The sequence below is a fragment of the Phyllobacterium zundukense genome, from assembly GCF_002764115.1.
In the GTDB taxonomy this organism is placed as follows: Bacteria; Pseudomonadota; Alphaproteobacteria; order Rhizobiales; family Rhizobiaceae; genus Phyllobacterium; species Phyllobacterium zundukense.
The window spans coordinates 3,231,735-3,251,699 of record NZ_CP017940.1 but is presented as its reverse complement, the minus strand read 5'-3'; the positions used below and the strand labels follow the sequence as shown (position 1 = coordinate 3,251,699).

General features: G+C 56.7%; 19 protein-coding genes, 1 tRNA gene and 2 pseudogenes. 11 read left to right on the top strand and 11 right to left on the bottom strand.

Going from position 1 to position 19,965, the window contains the following annotated elements:
• Positions 1-86: 86 nt before the first annotated feature.
• Positions 87-1,247, top strand: coding sequence for an MFS transporter (locus tag BLM14_RS16315; protein ID WP_100000354.1), 1,161 nt, complete (start codon positions 87-89; stop codon positions 1,245-1,247).
• On the opposite strand, the gene BLM14_RS16310 is transcribed toward BLM14_RS16315, so the two are convergent.
• The 3 genes from BLM14_RS16310 to BLM14_RS16300 all read right to left on the bottom strand — a co-directional run bounded on the left by BLM14_RS16310 (position 1,201) and on the right by BLM14_RS16300 (position 3,418).
• Positions 1,201-2,121 carry a LysR family transcriptional regulator gene (locus tag BLM14_RS16310; RefSeq protein WP_100000353.1) on the bottom strand — a complete coding sequence of 307 codons (921 nt, stop codon included), beginning with the start codon at positions 2,119-2,121 and terminating at the stop codon, positions 1,201-1,203. The two genes, BLM14_RS16315 and BLM14_RS16310, sit on opposite strands and share 47 nt — an antisense overlap.
• A gap of 365 nt (positions 2,122-2,486) precedes the next feature.
• Positions 2,487-2,780, bottom strand: a complete 294-nt coding sequence (locus tag BLM14_RS16305) for a DUF3861 domain-containing protein (protein WP_100000352.1) — start codon at positions 2,778-2,780, stop codon at positions 2,487-2,489.
• Between the two features lie 83 nt (positions 2,781-2,863).
• Positions 2,864-3,418 carry an NADPH-dependent FMN reductase gene (locus tag BLM14_RS16300; protein ID WP_100000351.1) on the bottom strand — a complete coding sequence of 185 codons (555 nt, stop codon included), beginning with the start codon at positions 3,416-3,418 and terminating at the stop codon, positions 2,864-2,866.
• 113 nt (positions 3,419-3,531) lie between these two features.
• Here BLM14_RS16300 and BLM14_RS16295 point away from each other — a divergent pair, with 113 nt between their 5' ends.
• Positions 3,532-4,029: a PadR family transcriptional regulator gene (locus BLM14_RS16295; protein ID WP_100000350.1), complete on the top strand. Its 498-nt coding sequence runs from the start codon at positions 3,532-3,534 to the stop codon at positions 4,027-4,029.
• A gap of 115 nt (positions 4,030-4,144) precedes the next feature.
• Here BLM14_RS16295 and BLM14_RS16290 read toward each other — a convergent pair whose 3' ends face one another.
• Positions 4,145-5,134 carry an MBL fold metallo-hydrolase gene (locus BLM14_RS16290; protein ID WP_100000349.1) on the bottom strand — a complete coding sequence of 330 codons (990 nt, stop codon included), beginning with the start codon at positions 5,132-5,134 and terminating at the stop codon, positions 4,145-4,147.
• A 370-nt stretch (positions 5,135-5,504) separates the two neighbouring features.
• Between BLM14_RS16290 and BLM14_RS16285 the strand changes: the two genes are divergently transcribed.
• Complete coding sequence (locus BLM14_RS16285) at positions 5,505-6,464, top strand: Kelch repeat-containing protein (RefSeq protein WP_162293166.1); 960 nt, start codon at positions 5,505-5,507, stop codon at positions 6,462-6,464.
• A 198-nt stretch (positions 6,465-6,662) separates the two neighbouring features.
• Here BLM14_RS16285 and BLM14_RS16280 read toward each other — a convergent pair whose 3' ends face one another.
• The 5 genes and pseudogenes from BLM14_RS16280 to BLM14_RS16260 all read right to left on the bottom strand — a co-directional run bounded on the left by BLM14_RS16280 (position 6,663) and on the right by BLM14_RS16260 (position 9,881).
• A complete protein-coding gene (locus tag BLM14_RS16280; protein ID WP_100000347.1) occupies positions 6,663-7,055 on the bottom strand; it encodes a VOC family protein in 393 nt (130 codons plus the stop codon).
• A 286-nt stretch (positions 7,056-7,341) separates the two neighbouring features.
• Positions 7,342-7,556 (bottom strand): annotated as a pseudogene (locus tag BLM14_RS16275) (DUF4287 domain-containing protein).
• Positions 7,557-7,750: 194 nt separating this feature from the next.
• Positions 7,751-7,924 (bottom strand): annotated as a pseudogene (locus BLM14_RS16270) (IS6 family transposase); the annotation flags it as partial.
• Between the two features lie 316 nt (positions 7,925-8,240).
• Positions 8,241-8,317: transfer RNA gene (locus BLM14_RS16265), tRNA-Arg, on the bottom strand.
• Positions 8,318-8,435: 118 nt separating this feature from the next.
• Positions 8,436-9,881, bottom strand: a complete 1,446-nt coding sequence (locus tag BLM14_RS16260) for an MFS transporter (RefSeq protein WP_100001408.1) — start codon at positions 9,879-9,881, stop codon at positions 8,436-8,438.
• A 146-nt stretch (positions 9,882-10,027) separates the two neighbouring features.
• On the opposite strand from BLM14_RS16260, the gene BLM14_RS16255 reads away from it, so the two are divergent.
• The 8 genes from BLM14_RS16255 (at position 10,028) to BLM14_RS16220 (ending at position 17,391) form a co-directional block, all read left to right on the top strand.
• Positions 10,028-10,918: a LysR family transcriptional regulator gene (locus BLM14_RS16255; protein ID WP_100000346.1), complete on the top strand. Its 891-nt coding sequence runs from the start codon at positions 10,028-10,030 to the stop codon at positions 10,916-10,918.
• Positions 10,919-11,007: 89 nt separating this feature from the next.
• Positions 11,008-11,898 carry a LysR family transcriptional regulator gene (locus BLM14_RS16250; protein ID WP_100000345.1) on the top strand — a complete coding sequence of 297 codons (891 nt, stop codon included), beginning with the start codon at positions 11,008-11,010 and terminating at the stop codon, positions 11,896-11,898.
• 130 nt (positions 11,899-12,028) lie between these two features.
• Positions 12,029-12,811: a carbon-nitrogen hydrolase family protein gene (locus BLM14_RS16245; protein WP_237143561.1), complete on the top strand. Its 783-nt coding sequence runs from the start codon at positions 12,029-12,031 to the stop codon at positions 12,809-12,811.
• A gap of 11 nt (positions 12,812-12,822) precedes the next feature.
• Complete coding sequence (locus BLM14_RS16240; protein ID WP_100000344.1) at positions 12,823-13,494, top strand: RraA family protein; 672 nt, start codon at positions 12,823-12,825, stop codon at positions 13,492-13,494.
• Positions 13,495-13,532: 38 nt separating this feature from the next.
• Positions 13,533-14,570: an ABC transporter substrate-binding protein gene (locus tag BLM14_RS16235; protein ID WP_237143390.1), complete on the top strand. Its 1,038-nt coding sequence runs from the start codon at positions 13,533-13,535 to the stop codon at positions 14,568-14,570.
• A gap of 30 nt (positions 14,571-14,600) precedes the next feature.
• Positions 14,601-15,713, top strand: coding sequence for an ABC transporter ATP-binding protein (locus tag BLM14_RS16230; protein WP_100000343.1), 1,113 nt, complete (start codon positions 14,601-14,603; stop codon positions 15,711-15,713).
• On the top strand, positions 15,710-16,591 hold the full coding sequence (locus BLM14_RS16225; protein ID WP_100000342.1) for an ABC transporter permease: 882 nt from the start codon (positions 15,710-15,712) through the stop codon (positions 16,589-16,591). Before BLM14_RS16230 ends, BLM14_RS16225 begins: the two co-directional genes overlap by 4 nt.
• Before the next feature lie 5 nt (positions 16,592-16,596).
• Positions 16,597-17,391, top strand: coding sequence for an ABC transporter permease (locus BLM14_RS16220; RefSeq protein WP_100000341.1), 795 nt, complete (start codon positions 16,597-16,599; stop codon positions 17,389-17,391).
• Positions 17,392-17,412: 21 nt separating this feature from the next.
• On the opposite strand, the gene BLM14_RS16215 is transcribed toward BLM14_RS16220, so the two are convergent.
• Positions 17,413-19,179, bottom strand: coding sequence for a sensor domain-containing protein (locus tag BLM14_RS16215; protein ID WP_237143389.1), 1,767 nt, complete (start codon positions 19,177-19,179; stop codon positions 17,413-17,415).
• Positions 19,146-19,829: an MHYT domain-containing protein gene (locus BLM14_RS31855; RefSeq protein WP_237143388.1), complete on the bottom strand. Its 684-nt coding sequence runs from the start codon at positions 19,827-19,829 to the stop codon at positions 19,146-19,148. The genes BLM14_RS16215 and BLM14_RS31855 overlap by 34 nt, the downstream gene beginning before the upstream one ends.
• Between the last annotated feature and the right edge of the window lie 136 nt (positions 19,830-19,965).

The window sequence follows — 19,965 nt, the reverse complement described above, 5'->3', positions numbered from 1 at the left end:
TCGCGGGCCGCCGCCTCTCCAGGCCTCGGCCTGCGAATGCTTTGTCCCTGAACTGGTCTCCGCTGCGGCTTTAATCCGAGTATCTCATGACACACCAACCACACACACGCTTGCAGACGCTCGCGGCGGAATCGGCGATGATCCTGGGAGCATTTCTCCTCGGCACTTCCGAATTCGCCGCCATGGGCCTGCTACCCGAAATGGCCCGCGATAGCCACGTCACGATTGATGTTGCCGGAACCTCTGTCACTGCCTACGCTCTTGGCGTCGTCATCGGCGCTCCGTTGATCGCAACAATGGCGGCTAAAACGCCACGCCACATGCTGCTGGTCTTTCTCCTTCTCTTCTGCGCGGCCGGAAATGCATTGTCTGCACTTACTGGTAGCTTTTCGACACTGATCGCAGCACGTTTCATGTCCGGCCTTCCTCACGGAGCATACTTCGGGATCGCATCCCTCATTGCAGCAACGTTGGCTCATCCGGGTAGGCGGGCGCAAGCCGTTGCCCGAGTTATGATGGGGCTAGGCCTTGCCAACCTTATAGGCGCTCCGGTCGGGACTTTCCTCGGAGAGCATACGACGTGGCGTCTAACGTACTTCCTGTTGGCAGCGCTGGCGGCCCTTGCGGCTATCATCTGTCGGGCCAGCGTTCCGGCAATTCAGGCTGCGCACGGCTCCGGTCCTCTCAAGGAATTGAGCGCTTTGGCAAAACCACAGGTTTGGCTGGCTTTCGGGATAGGTTCAGTCGGTCTCGGCGGCCTCTTCGCGGTATATACCTATCTGGTGCCAACCCTGGTGTCCGTCACTGGAATATCCGAAAGTCACGCCCCGCTCGTTTTGGTCGTGATCGGGCTTGGTATGTTCGTTGGAAACTTCTTGGGTGGTTGGCTCGCGGATCGAGGCATAATGCGGGCGATAGGCATACTGCTGGTCTTGAACCTCGTGGCCTTCGCGATCTTCTTCTTTAGTGTTCACAACACGATTGCGATCTCCATCAGCGTCTTCGTTGCTGGATTGGCGGCGCTCGCTCTCGTGCCGCCGTTGCAGGCCCGTCTTATGGATGTCGCTGGACACGCACAGGCGCTGGGCGCAATGCTAAACGGTTGCGCGATCAATGTTGCCAATGCGCTTGGTGCTGCCCTTGGCGGAGCGGTTATCGCGGCTCACTTCAGTCCGGCATCAACACCTTGCCCTCGATCCTTCACAGGGCCGATAGCCAACCTGGACCGGGCTTGTTCTCTCGCATGAACTTAATGAACGCGCCAAGGGCGGCAGGCATCTGCCGCCTGCTCGGATAAAAAAGATAGATGCCTGATATCCAGGAACTCCAGCCGTCGAGGAGCTGGACAAGTTCTCCCGACGCCAACGCATCTTTGACAAGGACTTTAGGAAGCAATCCGATCCCTCCACCGCCCCGAACGACCGAAGCTAGAACGCGCAAATCGTTGGCGACAAAGTGCGCACCTGTCGAAGGTTCAACCTTTTCCTCACCTTTTGTGAGCACCCACGGGTGGACAGTGCCGTCCCAAGAGGACCTCAATCGGATGCACCGATGTTCGTTGAGGCTAGCAGGGGTATCTGGTTCACCTTGCTTCTGAAGGTACTCAGACGAAGCCATAACCACTTCTTCGAATGGATCGACGAGGCGCACAGCGACCATATCCTTCTCGATCCGCTCACCGACCTGGATACCAGCGTCGATCCGACTTTCGACCAAGTCAACGTGAAGATCGTCGACCAGCATCTCTAGCTCGATGTCGGGATGAGTAGAAAGAAAGCGTCCAATCAAGGGGCCAACAATGAGCGTGGAAGCGGTCCTGGAGCCAAGAATCCGTAGGCGACCACCGGTCTCACTGCGAAATCTGTTCAGTCCGTCAAGAGCTACATCAAGGCTCGCCAACAGTGGCTCCAAGGAAGCTAGGAAATCCGTCCCTGCGTCAGTAAGGGAGACGCTGCGGGTCGTACGCGTTAAAAGGCGCACCCCAAGCTTCTCCTCCAAGCCGCGAAGGGTCTGGCTGAAAGTTGGAACCGAGACGCCGACATTGGCGGCGGCTCGCGTGAAGTTGAGTTGGCGTGCGACCTCGACGAAAGCAGTTAGCTCGCGCATTTCAGGTTTGTACAATAAGCGGCTCCCTGCCTTAGACCGACCCGATGTCAGTTGTAGAGTGCCCCACGGTAACTGGGATGTCACGCGAGTGCGCGATATCGCGATCACCGAAACCAGTTTTGCGCCGTCAAAAATGGGACCGTGCTACCTTCGCCCTGGCACGGAGAGTGCTCTTTAGTCGCTGCTCGATCTCCTGAGCAGTTCGATGGGGAAAGCGCCTGTGAAGCTCGTCGGACACTTCTCGGATATCACTACGGTCCATCGAAGATGCCCGGTCAGAGACTGCAGCGATGGCATTCAATAGGTTGTCATCGTCGGTCATGACGAGGAAACAGCTACCGACAGTGGCTGCTGCCAGAAACCGTATGAGTGAGAATCGTTCATATTGAAGCTTTCTCGTATCCCTTGAGCTTTTTCATGAACGCGCCAAGGTGTGGAAAGAGTTCGCTAAACAGCGGCTCCGCTCGATGCCGCAACACGACCTCGGTGAAGAGCTTGAGGCCGATGGTGAATTCAGCGGTCTCGCCATCGGGGAGAATAGCTTTATCGCGCATAAGTTCGAGAATCCGGATTAGATCGTCGTGATTGCTGGCATCAAACGTAAGAGTTCTGGCGTCAGAGGCGAAAGCAGCTTCGCCAAGTTCCTCGACTGTTATTCGATATGTGTGGGGCATTGAACGGGTCTCTTTCGTAGTGATCACCGACCGCAGATGGCCGCCGCCGATATGTCCTCAGCCCTTGTCAAAGTGTTGAATGTTCAGGCTGGGGGAGCCAAGCGTTCGATCCAACGCGTAAAATGATCAACCCAGGTTTCGAGATACCTCTTGGTGGATTCGACAACAACGTTGTCGTCAGCATCAACCAGGTCGTCGTTCCACGAGAGATAGATTTCTGGCTGCCCCATAACGACGACCTGGATCGCACCCAGGACGCTGCGAAGCTGGCTTTGCCCAACGGCCGATCCTATTGCACCCGGCGACGTACCGATGATTGCCCCAGGCTTGCCTGAGAAAGAGTTCTGGCCATAGGGACGTGTGCCCCAGTCGATGGCATTCTTGAGTACCGCTGTGAAGGATCGGTTATATTCAGGAGACATGAACAAAACGCCGTCTGCTTTTGCGATCCGCTGTTTTAGCTCGATCACCGCTTCAGGCACGTTTTCCCAAAGTTCGTCATTATACATTGGCACGTTAGCCAAATCGATGATGTCGAATTCAAGATGGTCCTTAGCCAGCCGGGCCAGCACCCGCGCGAGTTTTCCATTGATGGACTCGCGGCGCAGCGAGCCAACCAAAACTGCAACCTTTTTCATTGTATAGTCTCACACTTGATTTGGGATCAGCGGGGTATGTCCGCATTGGCATTACAGATAGAAACATGCTAAAATAATGTCAAGATATGTCTTAGATATAAGTTGAGAAACAAATGGAAGATAAACATAACGGTTCGCAGACGTCATCAAGCCGCCGCATGCTCGACAGCGACGAATTGGGATTGCTTCTGCTCCTTCTCATAGAAGGTAGCGACCCCCGGCATGGCTACGACTTGATCAAGGAGATCAAGAGGAGGTCGGGTGAAACCTACGCTCCGAGTTCGGGGATTGTGTATCCGCGCCTCGCCTTGATGATGGATCAAGACCTTCTGCAATCGTCGGCTCCAGACGTGCAGAAGCGTGCCTATCACCTAACCGAGCAAGGGATGCGGCATCTCGAAGAGCATCGAGATGAAGCTCAAGGTGTTCTGGCAAGGATTGAGGCCTTGCGTTTTCGAGGGGCAAATGTGTCAGCAGGACCGGTGGGTCGCGCTATGCAGAACTTGAAAACGGCGCTTGGCCAACAGCTCGCAGGAGACCCACCGAGAGAGCTACAGCTCGACGTCGCGGAGATAATCGATGAGGCGGTGCGGAAGATTGAGCGGTTGTAAGATCATTCTCCGGGGTGTCCACCGCCACATCAAATTATTGCGCTCCTAAAGTACACGATACCGCAGCGGGATTGTTCGATGTCGTGACCACTGACGTCAGCCCGATTTAGCGGCCTCAGATAGCGAACTGATATGTTGCAGGGACGAAATAGTATCCATCCCCCTTGCGATCCAGGAAGCCAATGGAGGGATGAGGCATGTGGTAGCCAAGGAAGGGAACCTTATCGGATGCAATCATGTCCAATACTCTCTTCCTGGTTGCCGCAGCGGCTGGCTTGTCCATGTCAAAGCGAACCTCCCAGTTTGGACGCTGCAATCCGAGTGCGTAGTGGACGACTGTGTCTGCCGCAAGGACGACGCGTCGTCCGTCGGACTCGATATTCAAAATCATGTGGCCCGGCGAATGCCCTGGTGCTGCGAGGGCAGTAATGCCCGGCAAGACACCCTCGCCGTCCGATACGAATGAAATACGTGGCGCAAGCGGTTTGACTTTCTCGATGACGTCGCGGTGGTTTGGTTCCGCCGCAGACCCGATCCGCGCCTCCGAGACCCAGAAGTCGAACTCGGTCGCGTTCACGGCATAGCGAGCTTTGGGAAACGTCTCGGCTCCAGCCTCTCGCAGCCCGCCAACGTGGTCTCTGTGTAGGTGGGTGAGGAACACCAAACTGATCTGATCGGGCGTGTATCCGGCGAATTGCAATGCGGCGAGCATTTTGCCAGCACCATTTGGCCTTCCATTTTCGCCGAAGCCGGTGTCGACAAGGATGACTTCGGTGCCGGTGTCGATGATGAGGGGCGCGTAGCTGACTACGAACTTGTCAGTCGGAAGGAAGTTTTCCTTTAGAAGTGCTTGGACCTCGTGTGGTTTGCGGTCCGTTCCATAGGTTTCCCAAGGTCGATTCTGAATTGTGCCTCCATCACTGACAATGGTGATCTTGAACGAGCCCACTTGGATTCTGGTTACGCGAAAATCCGACGGGGCTTCCGCTTCCTGAGCAAATGCGCTGGCGACGAAGGTATTCGATTGAAGCAGATATGGCGTTGCGAGACCCGACGCTGTTGCTCCAAGGAACCGTCGGCGTGTGGGCGATTGGATTTCGGTCATGAGTCGTCCTTGCGTGGTAAGGGCTTAAAATCGGCGCAGGAAACTTCATAATTAAAATATATCTCAGACACATCAAGACACGTCTTTGTTACTGTGGCCGGCGCGCGATCTGCCCGCTTCGCAGTCGGGCCAAAGAACGGCCCATTCTTCAGTCTGGCTTAAAGGTCCATTCCGAACCTCGTAATTCTCCCGGCTCCTCTAGTGGGGTAACTCCTGAGGCACGAAAGGTCACGCAATCGATAACCAGCGTGGCCCCAAGGCATCGTCCGGCCAAAGGAGTGATTTTATGAAGGCCTCTTGGATTTCGGCTGCGCTACTCGCCGCCTCAATTACCGTCTCGTCCGCTTATGCTCAGGATGGAGCGTGGCGAATGGCCAAGCCAATGCCCGTCGCGCAGAGCGAGAATTCGAGCGCCGTGATAGACGACAAATGGTACATCATCGGTGGCATCGATGTGCCCCAGACCGCGCCCGTCGGTTCCGTCATTGTTTATGATGCTAAAGCAGACAGTTGGTCTCGCCTAAAGGACATGCCGGAGCCAGCACACCACACCGCTACTGTCGGCCTCGACGGTAAGGTCTACGTGTTCGGCGGGTTCGTCGGGACGCCAGGTGCGCGGCGGTGGCAGCCAATTGCGGACTCTTTCTCGTACGACCCCAAAACTAATAGCTGGTCGAAGCTTGCACCGATGCCGATCGCTCGCGGTTCGGCGCAGGCTGTCGCATTGAACGGGAAGATTTACGTGATTGGGGGTGCCCATACTCATGAACACGGCCGCGAAATGAAAGAACCCCTCTGGGCCGGGGTGCCGAACATTGTCGGAAGGACAGTCGAGGAGTACGACCCCGCCACCAATACCTGGCGCGAGCGTGCCCCTATGCAGGTCGAGCGTAACCATTTCTTAGCGGCGGGAGTTGACGGCGAAATTTATGCGATTGACGGTCGAGTTGGCCTTCCTTTTGTGACAAAGAGCGATGTCACAGACCTCGTAGAAGCCTACGATGCGAAAGCCGATACGTGGACTTTCAAGTCCAGGTCACCGACCAGGCGCGGGGGCGTTTCAGGTGCAGCCTACAATGGCAAGATTTATGTGACTGGCGGCGAATATCAGGACCCTGAGGGCAAGCGGACATACTGGGCCCTTGAAGCCTATGACCCCAAAACCGACACTTGGCAAACGCTCCCGCACATGCAGATCGCACGGCACGGTTTCGTGGCTGGGTTCATTGGCAACGAATTCCATGTTGCTGGCGGATCGTTTCAATCGGACGGTATGCCCGGCATCAATGCTCAAATGGACACACACGAGGTCTACGCCGTGGCTAAGTAGCCTCGGGTCGCACAAATCGTGGTCGAACGAGCGTTTCCGCTCCACCACGATCACTCACATAGTCTGCATGGTGATGTCACGTTAACATGGGAAATACAGCCGGGACTGTCCTCTCGCCCGCATGATAGGGTCGCGATTGGATGCGTAGGCAGGGTCAAACTGAACGCCGAATAACAGTCTGGCTACGTCACCGAACGATCACGGGTTCCATCCGCCGCTGCCGTATTGACGGGTAATGATCTCGATAAGATGACCGTTCGGGTCCTCGAAATAAACGCCACGGCCTCCATCGTGGTGATTGATCTCGCCCGGCTGCGTCCGGCTAGGGTCAGCCCAGTACGGGAGATTCCGTTCACGAATCCTACTGAAGATCTCGTCGAACTCGGCTTCGCTGACCAGGAACGCATAATGCTGCGGCGTGATTTCGCCGTCGGTATCCATGTAGTCGAGGTTGGCACCGTTTTCGGTTGTGACCATCTGGAAAGGTCCCCAGTGCCTCGGGGCTGGAAGGCCAAGCATTTCCGCCAAGAATTTTGCCGATGCCTCGCTGTTGCGGGCCAACAGTATTGTGTGGTTGAAATCGATAGCCATGCCATTACTCCCTGTGATCTCTCCTCGCACGTTGCTCAGAGTTGTTCCACGACTGAAGCGATGCGGCACGAGATGGGATCGAAGACCATGATACCTCCAGAGTATAGACGGAACATTACTTAAATTGTGGACAGAACGAAAGACACCGAGGGTTTTCAGACTTCGGCTTTCCACCCGTTGCAGTCATCCGATTGATTTATGGACGGTGCACGTTGAACGGCCCAGGTCGATCCCAGCGGTCATTCGGCCCCTGGCGCCAATGCCGCTGTTGTCCGCTCCCGGTCGGTCAGGCTGCATTCTGGGCCCGATGGTACGCAACTAGAGCATTGGCGTGCCCATGACCCATTTTGTGCTCCGACTTGAGTGTGGAAACCATCTCCATGTGCTTCTTTCCTTCATTTCATCCAGCACCTTCAGCCAGTGGCTTATCGGCTTGCCGTATGTCTTCTCAATAGAAGGAAAATACGAAGCAGGGCCTTTCACCTTCGTCTCTGCCGACATCTGAGCTAACTCCTATCTTTGCCATCATCACGTCTATGAATCTGTTTCACCACAGGACGATTGATGGGCGCAAAATCCGACATCCGACTCATGATTATTTCTGCGGACCGCCTTGGATATTTCACGCCAAGCTAACAACCCTCTTTCCGGTCTTCGTTGAGCGGCACCGTAAAGTTATTGGCGAGGGAATACGGTCAGGCAGCGGCAGCGAGATGTGCAATTTCGCGCCACGTTGCCACGGCTGCACTGCGAAGATCACGATAGTCGGAGGATGAAAGGGCGTGTCTGGGAAAGTGAGACAGATTGGCAATCGGGTCGTGGATGGAGACGAAACGCTGAAGCTGGCTCGCTGACTTGAAGCGCTTCACCCACAGAGAAATGTCCTGGGTGAACATCGCGTCGACAACTCTAGGTTCTGCTTTTAACGATGCGACCGCTTGATCCCGCCAGTTTTCGGCAGCGAACCCCTGGGTCCAACTATGTAGCAACATCATGATTGCCATGGCTAGTTTCACGTTAGTTTCTCCGCCGCGACACCATCTGGTTGCTTTTTTCCTGATAGCAAGACTGTGCATGCTGCATCCTTGTCACATGGATTCGCCGAGCTTCAAATCCCTCTGGTGAGTATTTGGTGAGTTGTACTTTTTGGGTGAGAATGAAGGTACGGACAAAGCCCAGAAAGACTGGCGCACCCGACAGGATTCGAACCTGTGACCTCTGCCTTCGGAGGGCAGCACTCTATCCAGCTGAGCTACGGGTGCATGGGGCTTGCGGAAAGCTCGCATGCGCGAAGCGTTCTAACCGATGCGGCGCCCCGCTTCAATGGCGAATTTTGCTGATAGACAAGAAGTTGCGCAAACTTAATAAAGGCAGATCTCTTTAGGTTCGGGCCAAAGGGCGGCGTGTTGCAAGAGCACGGCTTCCAACCGCGATAACGAGCGCGACGACGATCAGACACCCCGCAACTGCAAACGTGATCCGCATACCGGTGGCAACGGCCTCGGGACGCGCCGTCGTAATATCGATCGTCGCCGACGCAAGCGCGAACACAGCGCCCATCACGGATGCACCGGTGATGAGCCCGAGATTGCGCGACAGGTTGAGCATGCCGGAAATGACGCCGCGCTGGTCCGGGCTGATATCTGTCATGACGGCGGTGTTGTTGGCCGTCTGGAACAGCGCGTAGCTGGTAGTGATGACGATGAGCGGGACTATGTAGCCGGGGAGGCCAAACGCCACCGGCATCAGGGAAAGGGTGAAGCAACCGGCCGCCATTCCGCCGAGCCCTATGACGGTCATGCGCCCGGCGCCAAAGCGGTCCGCAATGCGACCGGCCGGGACACCGGTCAGCGCTCCGGCAATCGGACCGGCCGACAAGACGAGACCAACAAGAGCAGCATCGAGCCCAAATACACGCGAAAGATAGAACGGTCCGACCACCAGCGTGACCATTATCACCGTGGAGACGAGCGCGCTCGTGGCGAGGCTCGCACTCAAGCCCCGGTCGCGGAACACCGCCAACCGGATCAAAGGGGATGCTGCTCTCGCCTCGACGAGCACAAACAAGCCGATTCCGCAGCCAGCAGCCAACAGCAGCGCCGTGTTGAGCGGACCGAAACTGCCGCGCCCGATCGTTACGGCGAGCGCATAGGCCCCAAGCGTCAGGGCAAGCAGCAGGGTACCCAAATGGTCAAAGCCAGCCCGATCCGCCTTCGGCGCCCGATGATCAACGGGCAGATAGCGAAGCGCGAGAAAAAAAGTCAGGAGACCAACCGGTACGTTGATGAGGAAGATTGCCCGCCAGCCGAATCCGGCAATCAGAACGCCGCCGAGCGATGGGCCGAGAGCGGTGCCAATCGAAGACATCGTACCAAGCAGCCCCATGGCGCTGCCAGTCTTTGCCTTTGGAACCGTCTCTCCGATAAAGGCCATGGTGAGGGCCATCATGATCGCCGCGCCGAAGCCCTGCACCGCCCGGGCGACAATGAGCAGCCAGAGCGTGGGCGCCATGCCGCTCACAGCCGAAGCCAGGGTAAACAGGATGAGCCCTGCCAGCAGCAGCCGGCGGCGGCCGGTGATGTCACCGAGCCTTCCGACGCTGACGATCAAAGTGGTGATGGCGAGGAGATAAGCCAGCACAATCCACTGGACCTGCCCGAAGGAAGCGTTGAACGCCTGTGCCATCGCCGGCAAGCCAATAGTGGCGATGCTGGTGCCGAGCGAGGACAGCAACATGGATAGTGAAAGGCTGGCGAGCGCCCAGCGAACCGAGGGTATTCGCTCAGCAGGGATGGCCTCATCTAGTGGAGCAATTATTGGCTTCATCATGAACTCCTTCTTCTGGTTCACCCCCGAAATGGAGTTCCCAGAAACGTAGTTCTTTACCTGACATGGCGGAAGGCGCATCATTTGCACTCTATTCGTGCGTTTGACGCTATGCCAGATCGAACCGATCATGCTACGATCGATGTATGCCGCGTCCCGATCTCAATCTGCTTGTTACCCTTGATGTGCTGCTTAGCGAAGGCAGCGTTGCCCGTGCCGCCCGACGGTTGCGGCTTAGTCCGTCGGCGATGAGCCGGGCGCTGGCACGCTTACGTGAGACGACGGGCGACCCACTATTGGTCAGGGCCAGTCGCGGTCTCGTTCCCACACCCCGAGCGCTCGAACTGTGCGAACGTGTCAGTCAGCTCGTGCAGGAGGCAGAAACGGTTCTTCGCCCTGCTGAGAAGCTCAACCTCAAACAGCTCGTTCGAACATTCACGCTGCGGACCCGCGAAGGCTTTGTTGAGAATTTCGGACCAGATCTCATTGCGCGCGTCAGCAAGGAGGCTCCTGGCGTGCGGCTATCCTTCGTGCAGAAAACAAGCAAGGACAGCACGTCTCTTCGCGACGGGAGCGTCGATCTGGAAACAGGGGTTCTAGGGAAGTCGACCAGTCCGGAATTGCGTGCGCAAGGCTTGTTTCGAGACCGCTATATTGGCGTCGTGCGGAAGGGGCACGCGCTGAGCCAAGGCGAGATCACACCCTCCCGGTATGCGGCGGGCAAGCACATCGGTGTCTCGCCGCGGGATATCGACAAGGGGGCGATTGATGAAGCCTTGAAGTCGTTTGGGCTGGAACGGGAGATCGTCACCATCGTCGGCGGTTTTTCAGCCGTGCTGGCTCTCGCTCGGGCCTCCGACCTGATTGCCAGCGTTCCCGAACGGCACACCGGAGCCCTGCGCACCGGAATGTTTAGTTTTCCGCTTCCGGTCGCCATGCCGGAGGTCACAATTTCACTGCTCTGGCACCCGCGGCAGGATGCCGATCCGGCGCATCGCTGGTTGCGCGCGTGTGTGCGGGACGTTTGCGCGGAGTAAACCACCCTACATCGGGAATATTGCGGGCAAGAACCATTGGCATCACGGTTCGTTTGCATGAAGATGGCTCCCTAAAGGGAACAAGCAATATGAACCTGCGCTTTGTCGAAACATTTCTTTGGATCGTCCGGCTGGGCAGTTTTAGCGCCGCTGCGGAGAAATTGAACACAACGCAAGCCTCGATTTCCAACCGCATCGCCACACTGGAGCGCGAACTTGGTGTTCAGCTGTTCGATCGTGATATGCGCACGGTAAAATTGACGCCTGTCGGTCAGCAGGCAGTTTCCAAGGCAGAGGAAATTGTGAAGGCGGTCGGTGAATTCCGTGAGGCGATTGCTGATCCGACCAGTCTGAAAGGTTCGGTCAGTATCGGAACCATCGATTCGATCGTTCATTCCTTCCTGCCGCGTCTCGTCGAGCGCGTCCAGGACCGGTATCCAGGAATTGCTATCGATCTCAACGTCGATACGAGCCTCAATATGGCGCGGGAAATAATCGAGCGGAAAATCGATCTCGCTTTGATCATGGGCCCCGCACTCGATCATGGCTTGGTGAATATCGATCTTGGCACTTATCGTTGCGTATGGGTGGCGAGCCCGAAATATGGGCTGGCGGGAAAGCAACTGACGCTGGCTGATCTTGCAAGCTATCCCCTGTTGGCCTTTTCAAAGGGAAGTGTTCCTCACCATGGGCTGTTGCAGCAGTTTCGTGAAGCAGGGATCGAGGCGCCAACGATCTCAAACTCCAATTCGCTTGCCACGATCATGCGCCTTGCCAAGGATGGTCTTGGTGTAGCGCCTTTGCCCCGCGTCATCCTCGGAGAATATGTCGATGCGGGCGCTCTGGAAATTCTCGATGTTACGCCCGCATTCCATCCGCTTACGTTTCATGCGGTCTATGCCGATCATCCGGACAGTCTTCTCCCGTCGATCATTGCGCAGATGGCAGCGGAAGTATCCCTTTGCATGGCGGATGCCTGAGCCCATCGAGGGCCTATAAGAAAATTCTATGGGACTGCTCAAGTATTTCGAGTTTGTCTGGGGCCGATATTTTTCGCACGATCTATCCATCGAAAATGGAGGAATGAGCGTGAAAGTCAGTCTGGTCCAAATGAACTCGCAGGATAGCAAGGCCGCCAATCTTGAAACGGCTGCGCGTCTCATCAACGAAGCGGTTGAGAACGAGTCGCCCGATCTTATCGTATTGCCCGAATATTATGCCTTCCTCGGTGAAGGCCGCGACAATATCTATGCCAACGGCGAGACGTTTCCGGATGGCGACGGCTACCGGCTGATGTCGGGCCTTGCCGCTCAGCACAAGGTCACCATCCATGCAGGCAGCGTTGTCGAGCAGGACGGCAATAAATACTACAACACCACCATCGTCTTCGGTCCCGACGGCGGCGAACTGGCGAAATACCGCAAGATCCACCTGTTCGACGTGGATACGCCAGGGGGCACGATCTATCGCGAGTCCGATACGATCAGCCGCGGCGAGGATGTCGTGACCTATCAGGTCGGCGATACGAAAGTCGGCTGTGCCATCTGCTATGACGTGCGCTTCCCCGAGCTATTCCGCAAACTGCGCGACGAGGGCGCCGAAGTCATCGTTCTTCCAGCAGCCTTCACCCTGATGACCGGCAAGGATCATTGGGAAGTGCTGGCCCGCGCCCGTGCAATTGAAACCCAGACCTATTTCCTCGCCGTCGGCCAGACGATGTCGCATGCCGAGGGGCGCAAATGGTGCTGGGGTCATTCCATGGTCATCGATCCATGGGGCCATATAGTGGCGCAATGTTCCGATGGTGTCGGCACCACCAGTTCCAAGCTCGACCTCGGTTACGTCACAAAAGTGCGCGGTGATGTCCCCGTCGCCCGCCACCACGTTCTTTGAGAGGTCGGATCATGTTTGAAGTCAATGAAATGCCGCGCCAGATCGATGCGGACCTGATCAGGCTCATGGAACGGGTCGAGACAGCCACGATCGGGCACTTCCTGCATTCGGGTTTTGTCGATCGCGAAATTCGCGCTGTCCTTCCGGAAAAGCGTGTTGCCGGAACCGCTGTCACGGTTCGCATCCCGCATGCGGACTCGACCATTTTGCATTATCTGACCAAGATCGTGCGGCCGGGCGATTTCGTTGCCATCGAACGGTGTGGCGATGATCGCCACGCCTGCTGGGGCGGTGTCGTCACCCATGCCATGAAACTCGCCGGTATTATCGGTGCGGTGATCGATGGGCCTGCAACGGATTTTTCCGAGATACGCAAGGTGGAAATGCCGATGTGGTGTCGTGGTCCTTCGCCGATAACGACAAAAATTCTGGGATTGGAGGGCGCGATTAACGTCCCGGTTACAGTCGGCGGTCAAGTTATCAAGCCAGGCGATGCAATTATTGCGGATGAGAGTGGCGTTGTCGTACTCGCACCGTCGCAGGCACGAGCCGCTGCCGAGAAAGCGCTCGGCATGCAGGAAAACGAAATCGCTTTGCTCGAACGTTTGCGCAATGGCGAATTCCTTCCCGACATTTCGGGAGCAACGAAAATCGTGGAGGGTCAAAAGCGTCAGGTCGCTTGATCGATACCAATCAACTCATAAAAACAGGGAACGAGATGATGTTTGCAAAACTTTCAATTGCTGTTTCAGCGCTCACAATCGCTGCGGTCTCCAGCGCCTCAGCGGAGACCATCACACTGACTGCCTATAGCGGGATATTTCAGGACCACTACACGAAGGCCGTGATCGAGCCTTTCATGAAGAAGTATCCCGACATTACCGTACAGTTCTACGGCATGCCGAATTCGGCGCAGATGCTTGGCACATTGCGTGCGCAAAAGAGCAGCCCTCAGATAGACGTGGCCATCCTTGATGTAAGCGTGGCAAAGGCGGGCACGGATGAGGGCTTGTTTGACAAGGTCGATGAAAGCGTTTCGCCGAACGTCAAGGATCTCTATCCCAACGCGCGTACCGAGGGTGTGGCGGGGGTCGGCGTTACCTTCGACAATCTGGTCATCATCTACAATACGGATCAGGTGAAGGACGCGCCGAAGTCCTGGAACGCGCTTTGGGACAAGCAATATGAGGGCAAATTGATCATCCCCGCAGTGCCGGATATTCAGGGGACGACATTCACTATTATTGCCAACAAGCTTGCCGGCGGCACCGATTACAAGTCCGACGTTTCCGCAGGCATCGCCAAGATTGGCGAGCTGGCTCCCGGTGTGCAGACCTGGGAGCCCAAGCCGGACGTCTATGCGCCCATCGCCAATGGACAGGCGGCAATGGCCATTGGCTGGAATGCCCGCGCGCAGATCTATTCCTTAACGTCAGGCGGGAAGCTTGGCGTCGCGCTGCCTGAAGAGGGAAGCGGGTTCCAGATAAACACGATCAATCTGGTAAAAAATGCCCCTGCGGGCGATGCCGCGAAGAAGTTCATCGACTACGCGCTCAGCCCCGAAGCGCAAGCGGCATTTACCAGTGAAATGTTCTATGCGCCGACAAACTCGAAGACGGTTGTTGCCGAGGCCGCTTTGAAACGCACGGCGGCAGACGATATGGATAAGATGATCGATATCGACTGGCTGGCGGTGGCAAAAGTCCGCGACAGCATCACCGAGCAATGGCGCCGCCGTATCATCCCGCTCAGCCGCTAAACTTCGAACAGCGAAAATTTGGAGGCTACAATGATGCATCAGACCATCAAACGCGATGGCGTTGAAACCGTTGGCGACCCGTATCTCTGCCTGGAAGGCGTCAATAAGAAATATGGTCTTGTCGAGGTCATTTCCAACCTGAACCTGGAGGTCAGGAAGGGCGAACTCATTGCCCTGCTTGGTCCTTCCGGATGCGGCAAGACAACGACATTGCGGATGATCGCCGGTCTGATCGCACCCACCGCCGGCAAGATCGCCGTCGGTGGCCGCGATGTGACCCATATCGCGCCTCATGGGCGCGATATGGGTCTGGTCTTTCAAAGCTATGCCCTGTTCCCGCATATGACCGTGGCGAAGAACGTGGCGTTCGGTCTTGAAATGCGCGACCTGTCACGTGCCGAGATTGCGAAGAAAGTTGCAAAGGCGCTTGCCATGGTCCAGCTCGAGCATCTTGCCGGGCGAAAGCCGCGGGAACTCTCTGGCGGCCAGCAGCAGCGCGTCGCCCTGGCTCGTGCCCTGGTCATCGAGCCCTCGATACTCTTGCTCGATGAGCCGCTTTCAAATCTCGATGCAAAACTCCGTGACGAGATGCGGGCGCAGATCCGTGACATCCAGCAGCAGCTCGGTATCACGACGGTCTTCGTCACCCATGATCAGGTGGAAGCCCTGAGCATGTGCGATCGCATCGTCGTCATGAAGGGCGGGCTCATAGAACAGGTCGGAACGCCGCACGAAATCTACGAACGGCCCGCGACCCCATTTGTAGCGTCTTTTGTGGGACGCACGAACCGCGTCAAAGGCAAGCGAACGGGGGATGCCGGTATACAAATAGGGTCTTCGATCGTCCGTTCGGCGAACGTGGAAGCGCAAGGCGATGTCACGGTGATGGTGCGCCCCCACCGGGTTCTCATCGATTGGGATGCAACTTCAACAGGTCAGGGCGAAACGGCAAACCGGATCGCCGCATCGCTTTCACGCATCACTTTCGTTGGCGATGTCATCCAGTATCACTTCGACGTCGATGGTTCCGAGTTCATCGTCGAAGAGTCCACGAAAAAGTCGCAAGCCAGCCATCGCCCCGGTGACAAGGCCGTGCTGTCCTGGAACGTCGAGGACACGCTGGTTTTCGGAGTGGATCAATGACCACGGCAACCTTCGATCAGCCTGTCGGAGCGCAGAAATCGTCCAGCGCTGCCGGCATAGCCATTGCCCTGCTGTTGCCGATCGCCCTGGTCAACGCCATCGGCTTTATTCTTCCCGTTCTCAATCTGGCAAGAATGTCGTTCAATGAGGCCCTGCCGGGCGGCGGCATTGCTGAAGCGTTCACCGCCGCCAACTGGACGGGGTTGCTTCAGGATAGCTTCTACATCGAACTCATCACGAATTCGATCGTTGTCAGTTTGGGTATTACCCTCGCAACCCTGCTGGTGAGCTATCCGATCGCCCTGTATCTTCATCGCGCGTCCGGTGCCTGGCGGACATTCCTGACGGTTCTGGTTATTTCGCCGCTGCTGACGTCTGCTGTGGTGCGAACCTATGGCTGGATCGCGCTCCTTGCCGAACAGGGCCCGGTTGCCAATGTGATTGCAGCGATGGGGTTTCAGCCGCCGCGGATGATGTTCAACACCACGGGCGTCGTCATCGGACTGACCGAGATACTCATGCCCTATATGATCCTGTCGCTGATGGCCGGATTCGGCCGGCTCGATCCCAAGGTCGAGGAGGCTGCCCGAACGCTTGGCGCTACACCTTTCAGGACGTTCTGGCGCGTTATTCTGCCTCTGACTGTCCCTGGTATCGCGCTTGGCTGTCTTCTTTGCTTCGTCCTTGCCATCTCCTCCTTCATTACGCCCAAGCTCATGGGCGGCGGACGGGTATTCCTGCTGGCAACGGAAATCTACGATCAGGCAATCGTAACGCTGAACTGGCCACTGGCCGCCACGCTGTCGATGCTGGTGCTCATCATCTTCGGAGCGGCATTGGCTGTCTATTCGCGCATCCTGCGTATGATCGAAGGGTAACGGTAATGGAAGAAAATCCCACCTCCTGGTTCATGCGGGTGACCGTAACCGTCCTGTTCCTGTTTCTTCTGGCGCCGGTGCTGCTCGTATTCCCGATATCCTTCAGTGGCGACCAGGTTCTCGCTTTTCCGCCGAGTTCATGGTCACTGCGCTGGTATGAAGCTTTGCTCGAAAACAAGGTGATGATGTCGGCGTTCCTGACCAGTCTTGGCCTTGCAACCGTCGTCACGATCCTGTCGCTGATCATCGCCATTCCCGCATCCTATGCGATCGTCAGGCTGAAGGTCACGGGATCGGAGTTCCTGTTCAACCTGTTCACCGTGCCATTGCTATTGCCGACGATCGTTCTTGGCCTCGCCATCCTGATCATTTTCGCTTCGATAGGTTTCCTGGCGACATTCACGGGACTGGTCATCGGCCATCTCGTGATCACGCTTCCCTATGCGTTGCGGGTACTGTCCGTATCGCTCGGCAATCTCAATCTTGCCTGCGAGGAGGCGGCTTCCTCGCTCGGTGCCAAACCATTGGTTATCTTCCGGAGGGTTACCCTGCCGATGATGGCGCCGGGCATCGTTGCGGCGACCGCACTGTGTTTCCTCGTTTCCTTCGATGAAGTGGTGATCACGCTGTTCCTGACGGGCCCGAGAATGACCACGCTGCCCGTTGAACTATTCCATCATGTCGAGAGCCAGGCTGATCCGCTGGTAGCAAGTGTTTCGGTCCTTCTGATCCTGATGACGCTGGCTGTGGTCATGATCGTGGACCGGACAATGGGTCTGACGAAAGCCTTTGTAAAATAGCTGGCAGAGGCAGGCTTTACGTCACCTCGGTCGACTGCGAATGCCTTGGCGAACGAATGCGGGTGTGGTGGCGAGGGGCTCGCCTGCTGTCCGGCCCTGATCGCTGATCAGGTGCCGGAAGGCGTCCATCGAAGCTGGCTCGCCCAGATAGAACCCTTGTCCCGCCGTGCATAGTTCGCCCGCCAGGAATTTGAGCTCGTCGGGCGTCTCGATGCCTTCGGCAAGGACTGGCAAGCCGAGCCCGCGTCCAAGCCCGAGAACGGCCTTGACGATGGCTGCTGCCTGTTCGTTCTTATCGACCGACTTGATGAAAGATCGATCGATCTTGATCATGTCGAAAGGAAAAGCCCGGACGTTCGACAGCGATGAATAGCCTGTGCCGAAATCGTCCATGGCAATGCGCACGCCAAGTGATTTCAACTGGCGCAATGTAGAAAGTGCCCGGTTGGTATCCTTGATCAGGGAAGTCTCGGTGATCTCAAGCTCCAGCCGCTGTGGCTGAAGGCCCGTCTGCAACAGGACGCTGTGTACCCGCTGCGGAAAGTCGTGACTATAGAGCTGTACCGCTGAAACATTTACCGCCACGGTCAACGGTCTCTCCCAGCTGGCCGCCTCCTGGCAGGCGACAACGAGCGCCCACTCACCCAATTGAAGGATAACGCCGCTTTCTTCGGCAATGGGAATGAACGTTGTTGGTGGCACATCGCCCAGGCGCGGGTTTTGCCAGCGCATCAACGCTTCGAAGCCGGTGATCTCCCCGGTATCGATCTGCATTTGCGGCTGATAGACCATGCGCATTTCGTTACGGGCCAAAGCGTGGCGCAGTTCCTGCTCGATCAGCCTGCGTTCCTTGGCTTCGATACCCATTGTCGCTTCGAAGAAACGATAGGTGTTCCGGCCTTCGGCCTTGGCGCGGTAAAGTGCCTGGTCCGCATGATTGAGCAACGTCTCGCGATCGTTCCCATCGAGCGGAAAGATCGCAATGCCAATGCTGGTCGATATCATCGAGCCGGTTTGCGCATTTTCGTTTTCCGCCTCGAGCGCGTCGAGAATGCTGTCGGCGAGCCGGCTCGCCGCCATTGGGGTGACGAGACCAGGCGCGATTATAGCAAATTCATCACCGCCCAGCCGCGCAAGCATGTCGGCCTGCCCGAGGAGCTGGCTGATGGTCTTGGCAACGCGCTGCAGGATTTCGTCGCCTGCCGCATGACCGAAAAGGTCGTTGGCTTCCTTGAACCGGTCGAGATCGAGGCAAAGCAGTGCAACGAAATTCTCGCCATTGATGTCGGTCGCTGCCATTTGCTGATCGAGCCGTGCGTTGAAGCTTCGGCGGTTTGGCAGAGCGGTCAGGGCATCATGATGGGCAAGATAGCTGATATGGGCCTCTGCCTCCTTGCGGGAGCGAAGGTCACGCACCGCGATGGCGCGATGCCGCTTTTCACCGAAATCGATGGTGCGCGCAATCAATTCGACCGGGATCGGTGCATTTGACGTAACCAGCTCCGCCTCGATCGAGTCGTTCTGATCGCTCATCAGCCTGGAGCGAATATTCGGATCCGCCAAGAATGTTTCGATCGACTTTCCAACAAGCGAGCGATTGGCCATCCCTACCATTGTGGCAAAACTGTCATTCGCGGTAACGATCGTTTCGCCATCGCAGATCACAAGACCTTCGACGGCTGCGTTCACCAGCTTGCGCATGCGTTCAATCTCGCGTGCGCGGCGGCGGCCGCGTATGTCGACACCAACACCGATCAGGCTGGCAACAAGGATAACAATGCTGCCCAACGCGACGGCCGCCGCGAGGAATTGAGAAGGAATTGCACCTGACGAAACGGTGATCGATGAATCCGGCGTGATCGAAACCGCGCCCATGGCAATGAAGTGGTGACTGCAGATCGCGAGGGTGAGCAGGATGGTTGCCGCAATCCTGTTCGCCATACCGCCTTCGCGACGCAGACGGCGGCGGCGCCGAAGACGATACCGAGCGCGACCGCCATAGTGACCAGGACCGGGTTCCACACGATGCGGCCCTCGACCTCGAAGGCAGCCATACCGGTAAAATGCATGGCCGCGATCCCCGCACCGATAATCGCCCCACCCGCGAGATCCGCATTGGGGCGTTCGCTGGTCACGGCAAACAGGGCACCGAGCCCGGTCATGGCAATCGCCATCAGCAGGGAAGCAGCCGTCAGCATGGCATTGTAGCCATGCGGAAGGTTAGGGGAAAAAGCGAGCATCGCAATGAAATGCGTAGCCCATATGCCGCAGCCGAAGGCAACAGCCACAACCCAGGCCCAGAATTGTTTATGAATGGCGCGACGCGCGTGACGAAGCAGATTGGCCGCTGCATAGGATGCAAAAATGCAGACAGTTGCTGCAAGAAGAACAAGGCGGAGATCATGCTCGTTGACGATACAATTGTATACAGTCAGCATTCCAGCCCCCCGTAGCCCGCTTTTAATGTCAAGAATGCTATTTCTTGATCTGTTAAGGCCAGCTTAAGGGAATTATATTTGCAGGTATAAATAGGAATGAAGTAAACAAAGGAAATATGACTTTTTATTGCAGGTT

Coding starts and splice junctions, on each gene's coding strand:
- BLM14_RS16250 (WP_100000345.1), top strand. CDS start 11,008: ATGAACCTGCGCTTTGTCGAAACATTTCTTTGGATCGTCCGGCTGGGC.
- BLM14_RS16245 (WP_237143561.1), top strand. CDS start 12,029: ATGAACTCGCAGGATAGCAAGGCCGCCAATCTTGAAACGGCTGCGCGT.
- BLM14_RS31855 (WP_237143388.1), bottom strand. CDS start 19,829: ATGCTGACTGTATACAATTGTATCGTCAACGAGCATGATCTCCGCCTT.
- BLM14_RS16285 (WP_162293166.1), top strand. CDS start 5,505: ATGGCCAAGCCAATGCCCGTCGCGCAGAGCGAGAATTCGAGCGCCGTG.
- BLM14_RS16225 (WP_100000342.1), top strand. CDS start 15,710: ATGACCACGGCAACCTTCGATCAGCCTGTCGGAGCGCAGAAATCGTCC.
- BLM14_RS16255 (WP_100000346.1), top strand. CDS start 10,028: ATGCCGCGTCCCGATCTCAATCTGCTTGTTACCCTTGATGTGCTGCTT.
- BLM14_RS16280 (WP_100000347.1), bottom strand. CDS start 7,055: ATGGCTATCGATTTCAACCACACAATACTGTTGGCCCGCAACAGCGAG.
- BLM14_RS16230 (WP_100000343.1), top strand. CDS start 14,601: ATGATGCATCAGACCATCAAACGCGATGGCGTTGAAACCGTTGGCGAC.
- BLM14_RS16305 (WP_100000352.1), bottom strand. CDS start 2,780: ATGCCCCACACATATCGAATAACAGTCGAGGAACTTGGCGAAGCTGCT.
- BLM14_RS16235 (WP_237143390.1), top strand. CDS start 13,533: ATGTTTGCAAAACTTTCAATTGCTGTTTCAGCGCTCACAATCGCTGCG.
- BLM14_RS16240 (WP_100000344.1), top strand. CDS start 12,823: ATGTTTGAAGTCAATGAAATGCCGCGCCAGATCGATGCGGACCTGATC.
- BLM14_RS16220 (WP_100000341.1), top strand. CDS start 16,597: ATGGAAGAAAATCCCACCTCCTGGTTCATGCGGGTGACCGTAACCGTC.
- BLM14_RS16260 (WP_100001408.1), bottom strand. CDS start 9,881: ATGAAGCCAATAATTGCTCCACTAGATGAGGCCATCCCTGCTGAGCGA.
- BLM14_RS16300 (WP_100000351.1), bottom strand. CDS start 3,418: ATGAAAAAGGTTGCAGTTTTGGTTGGCTCGCTGCGCCGCGAGTCCATC.
- BLM14_RS16290 (WP_100000349.1), bottom strand. CDS start 5,134: ATGACCGAAATCCAATCGCCCACACGCCGACGGTTCCTTGGAGCAACA.
- BLM14_RS16315 (WP_100000354.1), top strand. CDS start 87: ATGACACACCAACCACACACACGCTTGCAGACGCTCGCGGCGGAATCG.
- BLM14_RS16295 (WP_100000350.1), top strand. CDS start 3,532: ATGGAAGATAAACATAACGGTTCGCAGACGTCATCAAGCCGCCGCATG.